Genomic DNA, 20,334 nt, shown 5'->3' with positions numbered 1-20,334 from the left:
TTATACGCTAAAGCTTACTGCCATCGTACCAATAAAGATAAAAGTCCTGCGGCAATGAGTGGCCCAACGGGCACACCATTAAAGAGCGCAACGCCGATGATCGTTCCAATTAAAAGTTCTGGCACATACATCGGGCGCGCTTCTAATAACGCTGCACCTTGCGAGCCGAGCCAAGCCACCGCAATGCCCATGATGATTGCCATCACCGATTGCCAATTTTTTAAATTCCCAAGCACCTCAAGCGGATTGATTTTGCCACTTGCCAATGGCGACATGACGCCAATTGTGAGCACAATCACGCCAAGCCATAAGCCCTTTTTCTCCACCCATGGCAACAATTGATTGAGCGGCGTTATTTTCATCACAATGAGCACAAGCATCGCGATCAATACAGTGTCATTTTTACTCAACAGCCCAAGCCCTGCAATGATGATTAAAAACAGTAACGTAAAATCTAGATGTGCCATGGATTTGATCGGTCCTTTTTTCATGAAGTGCGTCTCCTAATGCTGCCCCATTCTAACTGATCTGCCGAGGGCTGCAAAACAGAGATGAAAAATCAATTCTACCGCTGATTCTTCATCATCAAATCTAGGGCTTCCCACACTTTATTGAGACGCTTTTCTGACACCGGCACCGCCGTTTTCATTGGCTGTGCGAATAAAGAGACAGCAAGTTCCTCAATCATCCAACGATATTCCACCACTTCAGGGCTGTTGCCAAACTTCTCCACCGCTTTTGCAAGTTGTGATAAATGGTTGGCAATGATCTTAGCATGAGCCTCATCACGGCTGATGTTTTGGCTAAAGCGCTCGACACGCACCGCCATCGCTTTTAAATAACGCGGCAATTGTGCACGCCAAAAGGCAGGCGTTTCGCTGATGAAGCCAGCATAAATGAGGCGATCTTTCGCTTTTTGAATGGGCTTTTCAATCAATGCGCGATTCATCGGGTGCAAAGCACGCAGCGCATCGGAGACTTTTTCACTCTCCATAAAGATTTCAATCACCAGTTTTGTCAAATCAGTGGCTTGACTCACAATGCCTTTACGCATCGTATCAATGAGCTGATTGAAGGTTTTTGCATCGCGTGGCAATGTGGCTTCATCGAGATAATCGCGAATCACTGCCTTCATCAAATCCTCTTTTAAAATCGTCTCATTGCCCACTTGCCTAAACATCAACGCGAGCTTGCCAAACTGCGGCCATTGCTTTTGTAGGTACTTCACCTCTTGGCGAAGGGCTTTTAAACTGAGCTCAATCAAAGTGTGTAGATGCGCACGGCTCGCTTCACTTTGTCGATCATAGAGTTTTGCTTTGAGTCCATCTTCTGACGCTTCAAGCGCCACGTAACCAACCAATTGAATGCCATTGCGCGTAAATTTCACCTCTGGCTCAATCACCCAATTATCATCGGTAAAGCTATGGGGTTGCGGCTCACTGTGCACCACCTTTTCAGCCAGCACAGCTTTTTTACGCTTTTTCGATGGGGATTCTGTCGCCACCAATTGCTGGAAGGCAGATTCTGCCTTATGGGAGAATTTCTTTTGCAATGCATCAAGCTCGCGCCCTTGCCCAAGGGTTTTGCCGCCAGCATCAATGATGCGAATGTTCATCCGTAAGTGCTTTGGCAATGCTTTTTCATCAAACTCATGCGGCTCAATCTCAATGCCACGCAAACGCTGAATGATGGTTTGCAGCTGAAAATAGAGGTTGCCTTCGGCAAACTCAATGGCATTAAAAATCTCTGCGGCAAAATCTGGCAGCGGCACAAATTGACGACGATAACTTTTGGGCAATGTGCGCAGCAACTCTGTAATTTTCTCTAAAATCAAACCATGAGAGAGCCAATCTAAACGGGTTTGATCCAATAAATTCAGCGCGGCTAACGGCACCAACAGCGTCATGCCATCATCTTCTGCCGCAGGATCAAAAAGGTATTGAGCATTGAGTTTTAAGCCATTGAGCTCTAGCACTTCTGGAAACTCTTCTAAATTCAGATCCTCATCGTGAGCTAAAATGTCGCGCTCTGAGAAAATCAATGCATCATTATTTGCTTTGACTTGGCACCATTTTTCAAGTTTTTTAACGCTGTAGCAATCCTTTGGCAAGCGTGCATCGTACCATTCATAGAGCACCACTTCTTCCGCTAAAATGTCACGGCGGCGGGTTTTATCCTCCATCGTTTCGACTTTTTCAATGGTGGCACGATTTTTACGATAAAACGCTGCACGCGTGGCAATGTCATCTTGAATCAAACCTTCTTTGATCATCAATTCGCGGGACAATTCAGGATTAATGGCACCAAAGCTCACTCGGCGATTGCGAATGATGGCTAAATTGAAGAGAAACACTGTCTCTTCTGCCACCGCTTGCCCCTGCTTTTTGCTCCAATGCGGTTCATTGTATTGAGATTTGATTAAATGGCTGCCAATGATCTCTAGCCATTCAGGCTTAATGCCCGCACACATGCGCGCATACACTTGGGACGTTTCCACAATCTCCATCGCCATCAACCATTTTGGTGGCTTTTTATATAAGCTTGAGCCAGGGAAAATGCGAAACTTTTGCCCCATTGCCCCTTGATAAGCGCCCTCTTCACCCAATGCACCAATGTGATCTAACAAACCCACCAATAAGGATTGATGGATCAAATCACTGTTAAAGGCAGGAAAATCATAATCACCCGTTTGTGTTTCTGCCAATGTTGGCAAATCATTGAGGCGCACATCACTTGATTTGAGCATCTCGCGGATCTGTTGATAAAGCTCAAACCATTCACGCATGCGCATAAAAGAGATAAAATGCTGACGGCACAACTCACGCAAATAAGATTGAGAATTGCCCTTCACCGTGTTTTGATACCAAAACCATAAGTTCAAATAGCCCATAAAGTCGGACTGTTTATCCTTAAAGAGGCGGTGCTTCTCATCAGCAGCTTGTTGTTTATCAATCGGACGTTCATTCGGGTTTTGGATGGATAATAGCGCCACCAAAATCAGCATTTCATGCGCCACGCCAAGCTCTGCACCTTTAAAGATCATCGCGCCAAAACGTGGATCAAGTGGCAGCAGTGCCAATTGTCGCCCCAAGCGCGTCAAACGGCTTTGGTCATCAATCGCTTTGATCTCTCGAAGTGCCATGTAACCCTCTTTGATCTGACGGGCTTCTGGCGGTTCAATAAAGGTAAAATCTTCCGGATTGCCTAAGCGCAAATGCGCCATTTGTAAAATGACGGATGCCAATTGCGTGCGCTTAATTTCAGGATCTAAAAAGAGCGGACGCGCCTCAAAATCCTCGCGGCTAAATAGACGAATGGCAATGCCTTCGCTCACACGCCCACAACGGCCGCTGCGCTGATTTGCAGAAGCTTGGGCAATCGGCTCGATCAACAAGCGCTGCAAGCGTGAACGTGGGCTATAACGGCTGATGCGCGCAATGCCTGAATCAATCACATATTTAATGCCGGGGACGGTTAAAGAGGTTTCGGCAACGTTGGTCGCTAGCACAATGCGCAGTTTATGATGCGGTTTAAAAATGCGATTTTGCTCAGCATTGCTTAAACGAGAAAAGAGCGGTAACACATCATAATGCCGTGAAAATTCTTTAGACAGTACATCGGCAGCATCACGGATCTCACGCTCCCCAGGTAAAAAGACCAAAATATCCCCAGGTTGCTCTGTGCTCAATTCATGCACCGCTGCGGTGATGCCTTCAATAAGGCTTAAATCATCGCCTTCGTTCTCTTGAATGAGCGGGCGATAACGAATCTCCACTGGATAAGTGCGCCCTGACACATTGATAATGGGCACAGAATGGTGCGGCGTTTTAAAAAATGTGGCAAATTTCTCAGGATCAATGGTCGCCGATGTAATGATGACTTTTAAATCCCGGCGTTTTTCTAAAATGCGTTTTAAAATGCCAAGCAAAAAGTCAATGTTCAATGAGCGCTCATGGGCTTCATCGATGATGATCACTTCATATTGATTCAGATAAGGATCTTTGGTGAGTTCTGCGAGCAAAATACCATCAGTCATGAGTTTGACGGTGGTCTCTGGCGCTGTTTGATCGGCAAAGCGCATCTTATAACCCACAAAGCCGCCAATGGGCACATGCAACTCTTCTGCGATGCGATCGGCAACACTGCGCGCCGCTAAACGTCTGGGTTGCGTATGGCCAATCAACCCACGCGCGCCTAAACCAAGTTCTAAACAGAATTTCGCCAATTGCGTGGTTTTTCCTGAGCCTGTTTCCCCGCACACCACAATGACAGGATGCGCCTCAAGCGCCGCTTTGATCTCATCGCGCGCCGCATAAATGGGTAAAGATTCGTTGTAATTCAGCTCGGGAAATGCCGCTTTTTTGGCAAGCACGCATTCAGCGGAAGTCATCATATCCGTTGCCAATGCCTCTAAGGCTTGTGGCTCATCACCGTGCGATTTTTTTAATGTGTGTAATGCTCGGCGAAAGGTGTGGGCGCGTTTGCACTCAGTGTGCGGCAACAGTTCAAACAGAGATGATAAAGAAATTTGACTCATGGCTCATTCAATCAGTGTGAAAATAAGCCCATAGGATAGCACATAAAAAAACTCTAACTCGAACGTGTCGAATTAGAGCTTGTTCAGATAAAAAAACTAAAAATTATTTAGCTTTTTTTGCAGAACCGTTCACCGCATCTTTCAAGCCTTTACCAGCTTTGAATGCAGGTACTTTAGAAGCTTTGATTTCAATTGTTTTAGATGGGTTACGTGGATCGCGACCTGTGCGTGCTGCACGATCACGTACTGAGAAAGTACCAAAACCGATCAACGTTACGCTATCACCAGCTTGTAAAGTTTCTTTGATTGTTTCCATTACCGCATCAACTGTTTTAGCAGCTGATACTTTGCTAATTTCCGCTTTTTCTGCAACCGCAGCAATCAATTCTGTTTTGTTCATAAAATACCTACCTAGTTTATTATCACATTTGAATGACTGCTCCCCTATTCTGGGGAGCTCAATATGCTTTATACGTTGCAATTACTGACGAGTCAAGAAATTTTAGCAGTGTTTTTCAACACTCTTGACGTTAGTCACAGGCACAGAAAAGTCATTTAAACCGCTATATCGTTGAAATTCTTCATTTTTCTCGATATTTTTCACAAAAGCATGAGAAACCACCTCATCAAAATGTGACACCGGAATAATGGTCAATTGAGCCTTGATTTCTGCCGGTACGTCCTCTAAATCCTTCACATTTTCCTCAGGAATGAGCACCTTTTTAAGGCCGGCACGGGCAGCTGCGAGAAGCTTTTCTTTCAAGCCGCCAATGGCTAAAATGTGACCGCGCAATGTCACTTCACCCGTCATGCCAATGTCCGCACGAATCGCTTGATTCAACAAGGCTGATAAAATGGCAACTGTGATGGCACCACCAGCGCTTGGGCCATCTTTTGGCACCGCACCTTCTGGTGCATGCACATGGATGTCGATCTTGTCGGCAAAATCATCCGCTAAACCATAAGATTTCGCACGGGCACGAATGAGGCTCATGGCGGTGCGCATCGATTCTTTCATCACATCGCCTAAGCTGCCTGTCGTAATGAGATTGCCTTTCCCCGGCATCACTTCCACTTCAATGCCAAGCAATTCACCACCTAATTGCGTCCAAGCCAAGCCATTGACATAGCCCACTTGATCCTCTTTTTCCTTCACGCCAAAGCGGAAACGCGGCACACCTAAATATTGTTCAAGCAATGCTTTGGTCAATACAATGGTCGGATGCTCACTGACCTTCACTTTTGCTTTGCCTTTCCCTTTGTGGGCGGCTTCACCGGCTTTAAGGATGTCTTTAATCGCTTTACGGCAGATTTTCGCAATTTGACGATCTAAAGAGCGTACGCCCGCTTCTTTCGTATATAAACGAATGATGTCGAGCAATAGATCATCCGAGATCTCAATGGCATTCTCTTTTAACTTGTGCTCTTTTAACTGCTTTGGCAACAAGTAATTTTTCGCGATGTCGAGTTTTTCAAGCTCTGTGTAACTTGATAATTCGATGATCTCCATGCGATCACGCAAAGGACCCGGAATGTTAAAGCTATTGGCCGTTGCGATGAACATCACCTCTGATAAATCCACATCCACATCTAAGTAGTGATCATTGAATGTTGAGTTTTGCTCAGGATCTAACACTTCAAGCATGGCATGGGCAGGATCACCTTTGTAATCAGAACCCATTTTGTCGATCTCATCTAAAAGCATCAACGGATTTTTGGTTTTTGCTTTTGCCAACATCTGCACAATTTTGCCCGGCAATGCGCCAATGTATGTCCGGCGATGACCACGAATTTCTGATTCATCATGTACGCCGCCTAAGCTCATGCGCACCAATTCACGCCCAGTGGCTTCAGCAATTGAGCGCGCCAATGTGGTTTTACCCACGCCCGGCGGGCCAATTAAACATAAAATATTGCCCTTCACGCTTTTCGTATGATTCGTGACCGCTAAATATTCTAAAATGCGATCCTTCACTTTATCTAAGCCTGAGTGATCTTGATCTAAACGCTCTTCTGCTTTAGTGATGTCATATTTAAGGCGCGAGCGCTGATTCCATGGCATTTTCAATAGCCAATCGATGTACGTGCGCGCAACGGTGCCTTCAGATGACATCGCCGGCATGGATTTTAAGCGTTTGAGCTCAAGCAATGCTTTCTCTTCTGCCTCTTTTGGCATTTTTGCCGCAATGATCTGCTCTTCAAGCTGATCTAATTCAGATAAACCGGTGTCATTTAGATCATCAAGCTCACTTCTGATCGCTTTGATCTGCTCATTTAAATAGTATTCGCGCTGATTTTTGCTCATCTGTTTTTGTACAGAGGCTTGAATACGGTTTTGTGTCTCAAGCACATCCACTTCATAGGTGAGCTGAGAGACTAAATTTTTCACCAATTGCCCGATGGTATCCTCTTCAAGGATCTCTTGCTTTTTCGCAATCGATACAGGCAAATAGTTAATCACCTTCACGGCTAAACTATATAAATCTTCTTCATTTTTCAGATGCTTTAAGAGATCTTCTGGCACTTTTGTGAGGCTTGCCACATTGTTAAAGAGATTGCGAATGACATTGCCATACACTTTTGCTAAGTTTTCGGACAAATCTTCTTCAACAGGCACCACTTCATAATCAGCCATGCAATGATCATTCTCTTCATCATCTTTCGCTGCCACTTGTGTAATGCCATGTAATTTAACGCGCTCTTCAGTTTCCACGAGCACTTTATAGGTACCATCTTCGATCTGCACTTTTTGGATAATGCGCCCGATCACGCCTGTACCGTAAACACTCTCCATGTTCACAGTTTCGCTATCCATTGAAATATGAGTCACTAAGATAACTTCATTATTAAAATGCTCAGCAGCCTGTAGTGCACCCATAGATAGAGGGCGACCAATTAAAAGTGGTACGGTTAATGTCGGAAACACCACCAAATCACGAATTGCAATCATTGGACGCTGATGAACTTCTGGGGAATGTGACATAATATAATAACGACTCCAAAATAATTTTTAGATAACGATCGGTAAACTTTACCATCGTAACTGATTTTTTAAATCATACAATTTAAATTTCACACTTGTATATGGATGGTGGCAACACCATTAAAATTCAATCTTTATTGAGAATATTTTATCAAAATGAACGCATTTGAACTCAACAGTCACTATCAGCCCGCGGGGGACCAACCGCTTGCCATACACAGTTTGATCGATGGATTAAACAATGGCGTAGCGGCACAAACGCTGCTTGGGGTTACCGGTTCAGGCAAAACCTTCACCATGGCGAACATTATCGCACAAACGCAGCGCCCTGCCATCATTCTTGCACCAAATAAAACATTGGCCGCCCAGCTCTATGGCGAAATGAAAGCGTTTTTCCCAAATAATGCCGTGGAATACTTTGTCTCTTACTATGATTATTATCAACCGGAAGCTTATGTGGCGGCATCGGACACTTACATTGAAAAAGACGCCTCCGTCAATGATCACATCGAGCAAATGCGCCTCTCTGCCACGAAGGCAATTTTAGAGCGCAATGACACCATCATTGTGGCGACGGTTTCCGCCATTTATGGGCTTGGGGATAAAGATCATTATATGAAGATGATTTTGCATCTCTCCGTCGGTGAAGTGATCGATCAGCGCAGCATCTTAAAGCGGCTTGCTGAACTGCAATACACCCGCAATGATACCGTATTAGAGCGCGGGCATTTTCGTGTGCGTGGTGATGTCATTGATGTATTCCCTGCAGAAAGTGAGCGCTATGCCGTACGCATTGAATTGTTTGATGACGAGGTGGAGCGCTTAAGCTTTTTTGATCCATTAACAGGACACATTGAGCGCAAAGTGCCCCGTTTAACGGTGTATCCTTCCAGCCATTATGTGACGCCAAGAGAAACCTTGTTAGGTGCCATTGATGGCATTAAGGCGGAACTTGTGCAGCAGCTTGAACATTTACGTGCACAGGATAAATTAGTGGAAGCCCAGCGCCTTGAGCAACGCACGCGCTTTGATCTTGAGATGATTGTGGAATTAGGCTATTGCCAAGGCATCGAAAACTATTCCCGTTATCTCTCTGGCAGAAATCCTGGTGCCGCACCGCCCACGCTGTTTGATTATCTGCCTGACAATGCCCTGCTGTTCATTGATGAATCCCACGTCACCATTCCACAAATTGGCGCGATGTATAAAGGGGATCGCTCCCGTAAAGAGAATTTGGTCACTTATGGCTTTCGCTTACCTTCAGCACTCGACAATCGCCCCTTGCGATTTGATGAGTTTGAAAAGCTAATGCCGCAATCCATCTTTGTTTCAGCAACGCCAAGCACCTATGAAGCTGAACATGCAGACAACATCGCCGAACAAGTGGTGCGCCCCACAGGATTGCTTGATCCCATCATTGAAGTGCGCCCGGCTGATACACAAGTTGATGATGTGTTGAGTGAAATTTACAACCGCGCGGCTAAAAATGAGCGCGTGCTCATCACCACCTTGACCAAGCGCATGAGCGAGGATTTGACGGACTTTTTAAGTGAGCATCAAGTGAAAGTGCGTTATTTGCACTCGGACATTGACACCGTCGAGCGCACCGAGATCATCCGTGATCTGCGCTTAGGTGTGTTTGATGTGTTAGTGGGCATTAACTTGCTGCGCGAAGGGCTCGATATTCCCGAGGTTTCCCTTGTGGCGATTTTAGATGCGGATAAAGAGGGCTTTTTGCGCTCTGAGCGCTCGCTCATCCAAACCATTGGGCGCGCGGCGCGCAATTCAGAAGGCAAGGCGATTTTATACGCCAATAAAATCACCAAAGCGATGGCCGTTGCCATTGAGGAAACAGAAAGACGACGGGCAAAACAGCAAGCCTACAATGCACTGCATGGCATTACGCCCACCACAGTGCATAAAAAAGTGGCGGATATTATGGAAGGCGCCCGTGACATCACTGAGCAAAATGATGAGCGACAAATTTGGTCACCTGACATTGATCTCCATCAAGTGCAAGATCCCAAAACTGTCACTGCACAAATTGCCATGCTTGAAAAAGCGATGATGGAACACGCGAAAAACCTAGAATTTGAGGAGGCTGCCCGTGTGCGTGATCAAATCGAGCAACTTAGACGCGCATTGATTTAATCTTTGGCAATAAAAAACCCCGCAAAGCGGGGTTTTTCAAATATTTAAGCTGTTATTTAATTACCCAGCAACTTCTGTACGACATGCTGATGGCAACCATTTAATTTCAATGTTAGCAGCTGTCGGATCTTGTTTTTGGCAAACCCATTTAACAGAACCTTGATTATCAGCACTTTCATAAATTACAGGTGCTAATTCTAACACACCAGATGCAGCTGTACCTGCCGTAGCATCTTTATAAGTATTATCAGCAGCAACGCCTGTTACACGTGCATTATAATGAATTAAAATATTACTAACAACAGCATCATTTTTTATTGCAGCGGCACTATTCACCGCTGTATTTGCCCCCCCATAACTTGTACCTAATACTACTTGAATACCACTGACTGACTGGCCAGTGATAGCATTTGCTGCTGCTAAATTAGCTTTAGCATTACTCGTTGGCCAAATGCCTGTAGATGAGAACTCTTCTGTCACTTGCATTTTTGCAGCACTTGCCAAAGCCAAACCTTCAGAAACGTATGTACGTTTTGTGTAATCTTGGTATGCAGGCAATGCAAACATAGACAAAATACCGATGATAGCAACAACGATCATTAATTCAATTAAAGTAAAACCTTTTTGTAACATAACGACTCCTAAATAAATTAGTTTAAAATTAATATTAGCCTGTCAGACATGCTTTTAATAAAGCACAAACCATGCCAACAATATATTTTATATAAATATCAATAATATAGAAACAAGATAGCTTAATCGCTGTCCAATTTTTGCCTAAGGAGTGACAAATTTTGTCAGCCAATCTTGGATGAGCCACTCTTGTTTGACAGTGGTATCCGATAAATGCATCAAGCGAATGAACGCATCATAAAGTTCCATCAGCTTTTGTGGTGCAATCGCATTGAGTCCTGCAATGTTGCCCTGCCCCTTTAATGCTTGTGAGAGCCATAAATGAATGGCATGACTGGCAAGCGCCCAATTTTTTGTCATCATCTCCACAAGCTCAGGATTATCAATGGGCTGCTGCACAAATTTAGCAAACTGTTTTTGTAGTGTTGTTATTGTGTCTAAGCCATCGCTCGCTAACAATGCTTGAGCTTGTAAAGGGCGATTGTAGCTCAGCGCCATTGCTTGCTCGATGATGTGAGGCGCGGTATTTGGCAATGTTTGGCAAAGCCAGTCAAATGCCAAAGCAGTATCATGCAGCGTCAAGGGTAAACGTTGACAACGGCTGGTGATGGTGATGGGTAATTTTTTGGGATAATTGCTCACTAAAATCAGGTAGCAATTGGGCGTCGGCTCTTCTAACGTTTTTAACAGCGCATTGGCCGCATTGACATTCATCTCATCGGCATTGTGGATCACGATCACTTTGCGCCCCGTTTCACTGGTCATTTGCGCAAATTGAATGAGCTGACGAATTTGGTCAATCTTAATCACTTGGCTTTTTTCTTCCGTCATCACAGCTAAATAATCCGGATGATTGCCACGCTTTAACCACACACAACTTTGGCACTGCCCGCACGGCTCATGATGGGTGCGATTTAAGCACAACATGCTTTGTGCCACATCTTCAGCAAACTGTTGTTTACCAATGCCTTGCTCACCGAGCATCAACAGAGATTGCGGAAACTGACCATGATCATAACGCGCCATTAACTCGGCTAAGGGCTGATCAAACCATGGCAATGCATGAAACGAAAGGGCTTGACTCATAGCAGCGGTTGCAACTGTTCTGTGATTTGCAAAGTGATTTCATCGATGCTTAATGCCGCATCAATGCGTTTAAATTGTGCCGGTCGCTTTACGGCTTGCTCAGCATAGCCACTGCGCACTTTGTCAAAAAAGCTCATGGCTTCTTGCTCAAAGCGATCGAGCGCATGGCGTTTTTCAGCGCGTGCCATGCCTTGTGCCACATCAATGTCAAACCACAATGTGCAATCAGGGCGCAATGTGCCTTGCAGCCAATCTTCTAAATAAGCAATGCGGGAGACATCAATCGCACGCCCTGCGGCTTGATACGCATACGTTGCCTCAGTAAAGCGATCACACAATACCCAGTCGCCACGTAGTAATGCCGGCTGAATCACCTGTTCAATGTGATCTTTACGTGCGGCGAACATGAGTAATAATTCTGTTTCTGCCGTCATGTCATCATTTAAAAGTAAGGCACGAATCTTTTCAGACAAAGGTGTACCGCCCGGCTCTCTTGTGGTGATGACGGTTTTACCTTGTAATTCAAGCCAAGCTTTGAGCAATGGAATTTGCGTACTTTTGCCCGCGCCTTCCGTGCCCTCAAACGTAATGAAACGTCCTGTTTGCATGTTTAATTTCCATTATTTAAGCGCGCTCGATAATTGCGAACCGCTTGATTGTGCTGCTCTAACGTTGCGCTAAAAATATGCTCGCCTGAACCATCGCCTTTGGCCACAAAGTACAGGCTATTGCCCTCTTTAGGATTCGCCGCCGCATACACCGCCGCAACGCTTGGCATTGCAATCGGCGTTGGGGGCAAGCCATTACGCGTATAAGTGTTATATGGTGTATCACGCTGAAGATCACTGCGATAAATCGTACCGCGATAGCGATCACCTAAACCATAAATCACCGTTGGATCTGTCTGTAAGCGCATGCCTTTTTGTAAGCGGCGCACAAAGACGCCGGCAATTTCTGGGCGCTCATGGGCAACGCCTGTCTCTTTCTCAATGATTGACGCGAGCGTTAATAATTCATGTTGATTCTTGATAGGTAAGTCTAAATCACGCTTTTCCCACACTTGATTGACAAACTGCTGCATGGATTCATAACTGCGCTTTAAAAGCTCAACATCCGTATACCCACGCGGAAAGAGATACGTTTCCGGCATGAAATAACCTTCATACGGCTGCCCTTTGTAACCGATGAGCGCCATGACTTCATCGGGCGTCGCATCTTTGGGGATGGTTTGCACAATGTTCGGATGATTGATCATCGCATCGCGCATCTGTTTAAAATTCCAACCTTCCACCAACGTAAAGCCGTATTGCATGCTGCGTCCTTTGATGACATTCGTCCAAAAATCCGCCGGTCGCATTTGATCGGTGATCTCATACTCACCGGCTTTAATGTCGCTGAGTGTGCCGGTTAAGCGGCCATAGATTTTAAGGAAATTTGGATCCGTCGAAGGGATTTTCGCTTTTAATTCACGCAATAATGCATCGCTGTTCATGCCCGGTTTCACTTCCACCAAAACAGGCGTTTCGGTGGTGATCATGGGCGTTTTCATGTACGTTAAAAAGTTGTACCCAAATTGTGCGAGCCACAAAAAGAGCCCCACAAAGACCGCCAATAAAATGGCACGCGAGAGCACATATTTAACGATGAACAGCAATGCTTTTTGAAGATAATGCAACAGTGATGCCATTAATCTTGCATCCTAGAGAAGATCAACGTGCCATTTGTGCCGCCAAAGCCAAAAGAGTTAGAGATGGCAACATCAATTTTGCGCGCTTGTGCCGTATGTGGCACCAAATTGAGATCACACCCCTCATCCGGATTGTCTAAATTAATGGTGGGCGGCGCAACATTGTCACGAATGGATAAAATCGCAAAGACAGCTTCAATCCCGCCAGCGGCACCTAATAAGTGACCGGTCATGGATTTTGTTGAGCTCATGGCCAGTTGATAAGCATGCTCACCAAAAATGGATTTCACAGCGGTCAATTCTGCCATATCACCAAGCTTTGTGGATGTTCCATGCGCATTGATGTAATCAATGGCATCTGGGTTCATTTTTGCATCATTCAATGCCATTTGCATACAGCGCGCTGCGCCTTCACCGTTTTCCATTGGCGAAGTGATGTGATAGGCATCACTGGTGGCACCAAAGCCCACCAATTCACAGTAAATGCGTGCACCGCGTTTTACAGCATGTTCATAAGATTCTAAGATGATGACGCCGGCACCATCGCCAAGTACAAAGCCATCACGGTCTTTGTCCCACGGACGAGAGGCTTTTGTGGGTTCATCATTGCGAGAAGATAAGGCACGCGCAGCGGCAAAACCACCGATGCCTGTTGGGGTTGTGGCCATCTCTGCACCACCTGCGATCATCACATCGGCATCTCCATACGCAATCATGCGCGCTGCTAAACCAATGGAATGTGTCCCTGAGGCACATGCGGTCACAGCAGAAATGGAAGGGCCTTTAAATCCTGTCAAAATCGATAATTGACCAGGCAACATATTGATGATTGAACGTGGCACATAAAAAGGACTGATTCGATTCGGGCCTTTTTTCAATAAAGTTTCGCAGTTATCTTCAATGCCAGGCAAGCCACCAATGCCAGAGCCGAGCATCGCACCGATACGATCTGCATTGGCATCTGTGATTTCAAGACCTGCGTCTTTAATCGCATCCACCGCAGCGCCAATCCCGTATTGAATGAATAGATCCATACGTTTGGCATCTTTCGGATTCATGTATTTTGAAACGTCAAAATCTTTGGTTGATGCCGAAAAAGTGACCGGATACCCTGTTGCATCAAATGCAGTAATGGGTGCAGCACCACTCACTCCAGCTAAAATATTCGTCCAAGCCGATTCCACAGTATTACCCAATGCAGAAACGATGCCTAAGCCTGTGACAACTACTCGCTGTTTCATAACCGATTTCCTTAATGTTTATATGATAAAAAAATAGAACGGTTTCATAAAACCTTTGAGTCCTATGAGAACCGCTCTATCGACAATTCTGACCAGATTATTCAAATTATGACATTGAATAAATTATTTATCTAAGTTTGCTGTCACGTAGTCAATTGCTTGTTGAACTGTTGTGATTTTTTCAGCTTCTTCATCTGGGATTTCACAATCAAACTCTTCTTCAAGAGCCATTACCAACTCAACTGTATCTAAAGAGTCCGCGCTTAGATCATCAATGAAAGAAGATGAATTTGTTACTTGATCTTCTTTCACTTGAAGTTGTTCCATAACAATCTTCTTAACACGTGCTTCGATATCGCTCATAATTTTAAAAATCCTTAACTTAATAAAAAATATAGGTATCAAATTACCAAATTGTATTTTAGAAAAAATGTTGCACAAAGTCCAAGACTTTTTCAAGTCCTGCACTATGGCATGTACATTCCACCGTTCACATGGATCGTTTCGCCAGTGATGTAACCTGACTCATCCGCCACTAAAAACTTCACTGCATTGGCAATATCTTCAGGTTGACCGAGCATATTCATTGGAATATTTTTGAGTAATGACTCTTTCACTGCGTCTGGCAGATCTTTTGTCATATCGGTGTCAATAAACCCGGGCGCAACGCAGTTTACAGTAATACCACGGCTTGCAACTTCAATGGCCATGGATTTTGTAAAGCCGATCACACCTGCTTTTGCCGCTGCATAGTTCGTCTGCCCAGCATTGCCTGTTACGCCCACGATGGAGGTAATGTTCACAATGCGGCCAAAACGCGCTTTCATCATATCGCGCATCACTGCTTTCGATAATTTATAAATACTGGTTAAGTTAGTCGTGATCACATCAGACCAATCTTGATCTTTCATTCTCATGAGTAACTGATCTTTTGTGATGCCTGCATTGTTCACCAATACAGAGATCACGCCATGCTTTTCAGTGATGGCTTTTAAGACTGCATCAATGCTTTCGCTTTCTGCAACATTCAATACAAGCGCATCGCCATTGTCGCCTAAGAAGCCTTGAATGGTTGCCACACCATTTTCTGATGTTGCGGTGCCCACCACAAAGTAGTTCGCTGCCACTAAAGCTTCGGCAATCGCTTTACCAATCCCGCGAGTTGCGCCTGTTACCAATGCAATTTTCTTTTCTTGACTCATAAAAAACCTCTATTAACCACAACGTTCAACCACCATCTCTAAATCCTCTTTCACTTGCGTGACAGGATCAAAAGGTGATGTTTGTTCCATTAATCGAATGCTCAATTGCTGCTTATTGCCGCTGAACTCTGGGTAGATCATTTTATCTCCCATGTCTAGGCGCACCAATTCAGCGTCCCATTTTACCGTTTTGTAAAATAGTCCTTGTTTAAAATGGCACACTTCTTGATCTGACAAAGCGCGCAACATCGATAAAACATAATTCAATGCTTTTTCTGTGGGCGCAAACTGCTTAAACCAACGATCCATGTGCTCTAAACGCAATCCGTGCTCAAAGCGCAACCAATGATGGAGGTTTGGCAAATCAAATGCGCCCAATCCGCCGGTCATTTTCAAACGCTGACGAACCACATTTAAAAAGATGTTTTCTTTGACTTCATCAAAAGCTTTCACGCTGCCAAAGACTAAATCTTGGCTGAGTTCTTTCATCTCTTGACGCTGTGCGTCACTGATCTCTTCTTTATATTGCAAACGATCTAACTGTTTGATCATCTCAATTTTTAAATTATTTTTCGAGATCACTTCCACTAAATCCACCAATGCTGACAATGCTGCAATCGTGCTAAATGGATTGTCATACTCAATGTGCGACTGGCTCTGTTTAAACAGCATCTCCGCACGCAACAAACGGCGAACACCCTCACTGAGAGGAAATTCATAAATCATAAATCATGTCACCCTATTCTTAGATGGTGCTAGACTATACTGTTTATCTAACTGTTTCAATACTTTTTGCGTATATTCAGCATTCGTATTGAGGATGATTGTATTCGCTAAAGCCCTGCGCGCCTGATTGCTTGGTTGAGAATCAATGATGCGTTTTGCCAAGGTTTCATCAATGTGATCACGCGCCATCACGCGCTCAAGCTGTATTTCTTCATCCACTTCAATCACTAGAATTTGATCGGCCAGCGCGACATATGGTGAGCCTTCATGCAATAGAGGCACCACCACTAAATCATATGAGCCATCGCCTGTGCCCAATAAATCTTGAACCCGCTGATGAATCAATGGGTGCATAATATTTTCCAGCGTTGTTTTATGGACGGGATCACTGAAAATCAATGCGCGCAATTGAACGCGGTCAATCACACCCGCTTTAAAAATTTCATCGCCAAAGGCAGCTTTAACCGCTGTGAGCGCTGTTTCAGAATAGGGATTGCCATCTTTTTGTAATAATTGACGCGCGATGACATCTGTATCAATCACATGTGCATTGAGCGTGCCCAAATAATTAGAGGCCAATGTTTTGCCAGAAGCAATGCCACCCGTCAGAACAATGATCTGTCGATCCATCATGAGGCAAGATAGAAAAAGGTGTGGGGCTCAATGCCAAAAAGTACAATCAACAAGGCAGCGAGCGCTAAAAATGGCCCATACGGAATCATACGATTTTTAGAAATCATCATCACTGCAATGCCCACGATCGCACCACTGATGGAAGAGAGCAAAATCACATTAAAGAGATTGCCTAAACCCAACCATGCGCCAAGGGCAGCCAATAGTTTAAAGTCGCCATTGCCCATGCCATCACGACGCAAAATAAGGCGCGCCACTTGATTGATGAACCATAAAGATAAATAGCCGACGATTGCACCTAAAAAGGCTTCCTGAAAATTAACATGAATCCAACCATAAAAACTCGACAATAAGCCAAGCCACATCAATGGTAAGGTCAATTGATCCGGCAATACGTAGAATTTGAGATCAATCAATGACAACGTCATCAAAATCCACATAAAAAAGACAAAGAGCGCGCCATTTAAATCTAAGCCCGTCACGTAAATCACGGCAACTGTTAATAATCCAGTGAATAACTCAACGAGCGGATATTGCACAGAAATAGGAGAATGGCAGCCTGAACATTTGCCCCTTAAAAAGAGCCAACCTAAGACAGGAATGTTTTCATACGCGCGGATTTTATGCCCACAGTTTGGGCAGCTTGATGCAGGCGTTGCTAAATATAGCAATCCTTTTGCGGGCAATACATCATGCTTTGTTAAGAGTTGATCGGCATTGTTACGGGACAAAATGCGATCTAAAATGGGAATGCCACTTTTAAAGCGATCGGGCTTTGCCGCCTCTTCACGCAAAAACCCTGAAATCACACGATAATCTTGATCAAACAGAATTTTAGGCAAACGATAGGCAACAACATTCAAAAAGCTGCCAATGGCAGCTCCGAGAATAAAAATTAAGATGAACAAGGGGATTTCTGCTTGCACTACATACCTTCAGCCATACTAAAGAGCGGTAAATACATCGCCACAACAATACCACCAACGAGCGAGCCTAGAATCACGATCAAAATCGGTTCAATCATTGACATCATCGCGCCCACGGCATTGTCGATATCTTCCATGTATAAGTTTGAAACTTTATTCAACATTTCAGATAAGTTACCGGATTTTTCACCAATGCCCACCATATAGCTCACCATATCGGGGAACATTTTTGATTGACGCATCGCAAAGTTTAACTCTTGCCCGATGGAGACGTTCGCATTAATTTTCTCAATTGCTTCTTTAAATACAGAATTACTGGTTGAATCCGCCACCGTTGTTAAGGCTGCAATCATTGGCGTACCTGCCTCATACATCGTCGCCAACGTACTTGCAAAGTTTGCACTGTTAGACAATACAATCAAATTACCAAAAATCGGGAGTTTAAGCACCACTTCATCAAATTTGCGTTTGAATTTTAAATTCGTGCGCAGTAAACGCTTAAAGAGATAAATGAAGACGCCAATGCCCATTAAGGTATAAATGAAGCCCCATGAGCGAATCCCTTCTGAAATGTTCACAACAAATTGCGTTGCACCGGGTAATTCCCTACCCTGCTCTTTAAACATGTCCGCAAAGACAGGCACCACTTTCCATAAAATTAAAGCGGTGATGCTTAACGCAATGAAAATAACGATGGCAGGATAAACCAATGCTTTTTTGATGGTTTTTTTGATGCGACTTGATTTTTCTAAGAAATCCGCAAGCTGCGCTAGAATGATTTCAAGTGTCCCTGAACGCTCACCGGCAGCCACTAAGCCCACATAGGTGCGATCAAAGATAAAAGGATGTTTTGCTAAAGCGTTCGACAAGCCACCACCGCGATCAACGTCGGTTTTGACTGTATACAATAATTCACTTAAAGCAATTTTAGATGCGCCTGAAGCCTGCATAGAGAGTGCTTCAGATAACGGTAGACCTGCTGCTAGCATCGTCGCCAATTGGCGCGTGAAGAGCATAATGTCATCGGGCTTAACCTTACCGCCCTTACCTTTTTTGACTTTAGCTTTGACAATTTTGAGTGGTTGAATGCCTTGGGCATTTAACAGAGATCTCACCTTAGTGGGAGACGCTGCTTTTAACACACCCTCAACACGATTACCTAACTTATCACGACCAACCCAATTATAGTCGACTTCTTTTCGATTATCTAAAGCCATAGGTTTCCATTCTTTATTAGTATAATGGTACCGACGCCCGGACTTGAACCGGGAAGCCTTTCAGCACTACCACCTCAAGGTAGCGTGTCTACCAATTCCACCACGCCGGCAATTAACTCAAACAGTATATATTAATTTTTCTATTTGTCTGCATAATTAATGCGCGATTTGCACATTAATTTATTTTGTTGAATTTTCTACAGGATCAACAGAAGGAACAGACAGATCTTCAATCGTTGGCACAATCGATACAGCTGGCACATCTAACACGCTCTCGCCTTCAATTGTGGCTTTTTTGCCATACAAGACCATCATGGAAAAACTGGTGAGGAAAAACACCACCACTAACCATTTTGTCATGCGTGCTAAAAAGTTACTTTTACCGGCAGCACCAAATACTGTACCAGAAGCTCCGCTACCAAAAGCCGTTCCTGCGTCTGCGCCTTTGCCGTGTTGAATCAAAACCAATCCGACAATACACAAAGCCACAATAACGTGAATCACTGTAATGATTGTTGTTAATACCATATTAAACCTTCAATGTTACTCAACACTTCGAATAATTTGTGAAAATACATCTGGTTTCAATGAAGCGCCGCCCACTAACACGCCATCAATATGGCTCATGGCCATATATTGTGCGGAGTTATCAGCCGTGACACTTCCACCATATAGAATACGTAAAGAATCGCGAATACTATCACTTTTACCAATTAATGTACAGAAAATAAACGCGTGCACTTCGTTGGCAATCTCTGCACTCGCTGACTTGCCTGTACCAATTGCCCAAACGGGCTCATAAGCTACAACAACGTTCTCAAATGCTTCCATGCCAATGCGCTGAACAACACTATTTAGCTGCGCTTCGATCACACTTTTCCAAGCATCGCTTTCGCGCTCTTCAAGGGTTTCGCCCACACATAAAATCGGGGTTAAACCATTTTTAAGGGCAAACTCTACTTTTTCTGCCACCACATCATTGGTTTCGCCAAAATATTGACGACGCTCTGAGTGACCGACAAGCACATATTGACAGCCAATGTCTTTGAGCATTTTGCCAGAGACTTCACCGGTATAAGCACCTTGATCAAATTTTGCTAAATTTTGTGCACTGAGCTGAATTTTACTCTCTTTTGCCCATAACGCCACTTGAGGCAAATACACAAAAGGTGGCGCGATCACCACATCATGATTGCTTTGATCGGCAGCATCTTTAATGCCATCGACGATTGTTTGAGCGAGCGCGATGTCGCCATTCATTTTCCAGTTTCCTGCAATCAACTTTTTCTTTTTCATAAGGCACCTATACATG

Annotated in this window: 18 protein-coding genes and 1 tRNA gene; 1 reads left to right on the top strand and 18 read right to left on the bottom strand. The window is 44.4% G+C overall.

What is annotated here, in order from left to right:
- Positions 1-14: 14 nt before the first annotated feature.
- From B9T10_RS09240 to lon, 4 genes are all read right to left on the bottom strand, one after another.
- The gene (locus B9T10_RS09240; RefSeq protein WP_063455819.1) at positions 15-467 is read right to left on the bottom strand and encodes a DUF441 domain-containing protein; all 453 of its coding nucleotides are present in this window, start codon (positions 465-467) and stop codon (positions 15-17) included.
- Positions 468-565: 98 nt separating this feature from the next.
- Positions 566-4,537, bottom strand: a complete 3,972-nt coding sequence (gene hrpA, locus B9T10_RS09235) for an ATP-dependent RNA helicase HrpA (RefSeq protein ID WP_094538318.1) — start codon at positions 4,535-4,537, stop codon at positions 566-568.
- A gap of 103 nt (positions 4,538-4,640) precedes the next feature.
- Entirely contained in the window at positions 4,641-4,937 is a 297-nt protein-coding gene (locus B9T10_RS09230) for an HU family DNA-binding protein (RefSeq protein WP_008315325.1), read from the bottom strand.
- A gap of 102 nt (positions 4,938-5,039) precedes the next feature.
- Positions 5,040-7,520 carry an endopeptidase La gene (gene lon, locus B9T10_RS09225; protein WP_008315326.1) on the bottom strand — a complete coding sequence of 827 codons (2,481 nt, stop codon included), beginning with the start codon at positions 7,518-7,520 and terminating at the stop codon, positions 5,040-5,042.
- Positions 7,521-7,676: 156 nt separating this feature from the next.
- Here lon and uvrB point away from each other — a divergent pair, with 156 nt between their 5' ends.
- Positions 7,677-9,671, top strand: coding sequence for an excinuclease ABC subunit UvrB (uvrB, locus tag B9T10_RS09220; RefSeq protein ID WP_094491817.1), 1,995 nt, complete (start codon positions 7,677-7,679; stop codon positions 9,669-9,671).
- A gap of 60 nt (positions 9,672-9,731) precedes the next feature.
- Here uvrB and B9T10_RS09215 read toward each other — a convergent pair whose 3' ends face one another.
- From B9T10_RS09215 to tpiA, 14 genes are all read right to left on the bottom strand, one after another.
- Positions 9,732-10,304: a prepilin-type N-terminal cleavage/methylation domain-containing protein gene (locus B9T10_RS09215; protein ID WP_094491816.1), complete on the bottom strand. Its 573-nt coding sequence runs from the start codon at positions 10,302-10,304 to the stop codon at positions 9,732-9,734.
- Between the two features lie 144 nt (positions 10,305-10,448).
- Positions 10,449-11,390, bottom strand: a complete 942-nt coding sequence (gene holB, locus B9T10_RS09210) for a DNA polymerase III subunit delta' (protein WP_094491815.1) — start codon at positions 11,388-11,390, stop codon at positions 10,449-10,451.
- The gene (tmk, locus tag B9T10_RS09205) at positions 11,387-11,998 is read right to left on the bottom strand and encodes a dTMP kinase (protein WP_094538317.1); all 612 of its coding nucleotides are present in this window, start codon (positions 11,996-11,998) and stop codon (positions 11,387-11,389) included. The genes holB and tmk overlap by 4 nt, the downstream gene beginning before the upstream one ends.
- 2 nt (positions 11,999-12,000) lie before the next feature.
- Entirely contained in the window at positions 12,001-13,077 is a 1,077-nt protein-coding gene (gene mltG, locus B9T10_RS09200) for an endolytic transglycosylase MltG (RefSeq protein ID WP_094538316.1), read from the bottom strand.
- Complete coding sequence (gene fabF, locus B9T10_RS09195) at positions 13,077-14,318, bottom strand: beta-ketoacyl-ACP synthase II (protein ID WP_008315333.1); 1,242 nt, start codon at positions 14,316-14,318, stop codon at positions 13,077-13,079. The genes mltG and fabF overlap by 1 nt, the downstream gene beginning before the upstream one ends.
- Before the next feature lie 123 nt (positions 14,319-14,441).
- Positions 14,442-14,681 (bottom strand): acyl carrier protein, encoded by a 240-nt coding sequence (gene acpP / locus B9T10_RS09190; protein WP_018122678.1) that lies wholly within the window; start codon positions 14,679-14,681, stop codon positions 14,442-14,444.
- Positions 14,682-14,785: 104 nt separating this feature from the next.
- On the bottom strand, positions 14,786-15,520 hold the full coding sequence (fabG, locus tag B9T10_RS09185) for a 3-oxoacyl-ACP reductase FabG (RefSeq protein ID WP_094538315.1): 735 nt from the start codon (positions 15,518-15,520) through the stop codon (positions 14,786-14,788).
- A gap of 12 nt (positions 15,521-15,532) precedes the next feature.
- Entirely contained in the window at positions 15,533-16,246 is a 714-nt protein-coding gene (gene zapD / locus B9T10_RS09180; protein ID WP_008315336.1) for a cell division protein ZapD, read from the bottom strand.
- A gap of 3 nt (positions 16,247-16,249) precedes the next feature.
- Positions 16,250-16,879: a dephospho-CoA kinase gene (gene coaE, locus B9T10_RS09175; protein ID WP_094492538.1), complete on the bottom strand. Its 630-nt coding sequence runs from the start codon at positions 16,877-16,879 to the stop codon at positions 16,250-16,252.
- The gene (locus B9T10_RS09170) at positions 16,876-17,805 is read right to left on the bottom strand and encodes a prepilin peptidase (protein WP_094491811.1); all 930 of its coding nucleotides are present in this window, start codon (positions 17,803-17,805) and stop codon (positions 16,876-16,878) included. The genes coaE and B9T10_RS09170 overlap by 4 nt, the downstream gene beginning before the upstream one ends.
- On the bottom strand, positions 17,805-19,022 hold the full coding sequence (locus B9T10_RS09165) for a type II secretion system F family protein (RefSeq protein ID WP_008315339.1): 1,218 nt from the start codon (positions 19,020-19,022) through the stop codon (positions 17,805-17,807). Before B9T10_RS09165 ends, B9T10_RS09170 begins: the two co-directional genes overlap by 1 nt.
- A 25-nt stretch (positions 19,023-19,047) precedes the next feature.
- A tRNA-Leu gene (locus B9T10_RS09160) sits at positions 19,048-19,132 on the bottom strand.
- A 70-nt stretch (positions 19,133-19,202) separates the two neighbouring features.
- Positions 19,203-19,550, bottom strand: a complete 348-nt coding sequence (secG, locus tag B9T10_RS09155) for a preprotein translocase subunit SecG (protein WP_063503272.1) — start codon at positions 19,548-19,550, stop codon at positions 19,203-19,205.
- Positions 19,551-19,565: 15 nt separating this feature from the next.
- Entirely contained in the window at positions 19,566-20,318 is a 753-nt protein-coding gene (gene tpiA, locus B9T10_RS09150; protein ID WP_094489122.1) for a triose-phosphate isomerase, read from the bottom strand.
- Positions 20,319-20,334 lie beyond the last annotated feature (16 nt).

Source organism: Wohlfahrtiimonas chitiniclastica, from assembly GCF_002252325.1.
Classification (GTDB): Bacteria; Pseudomonadota; Gammaproteobacteria; order Cardiobacteriales; family Wohlfahrtiimonadaceae; genus Wohlfahrtiimonas; species Wohlfahrtiimonas chitiniclastica.
This window is presented reverse-complemented; position numbering and strand designations above follow the sequence as displayed.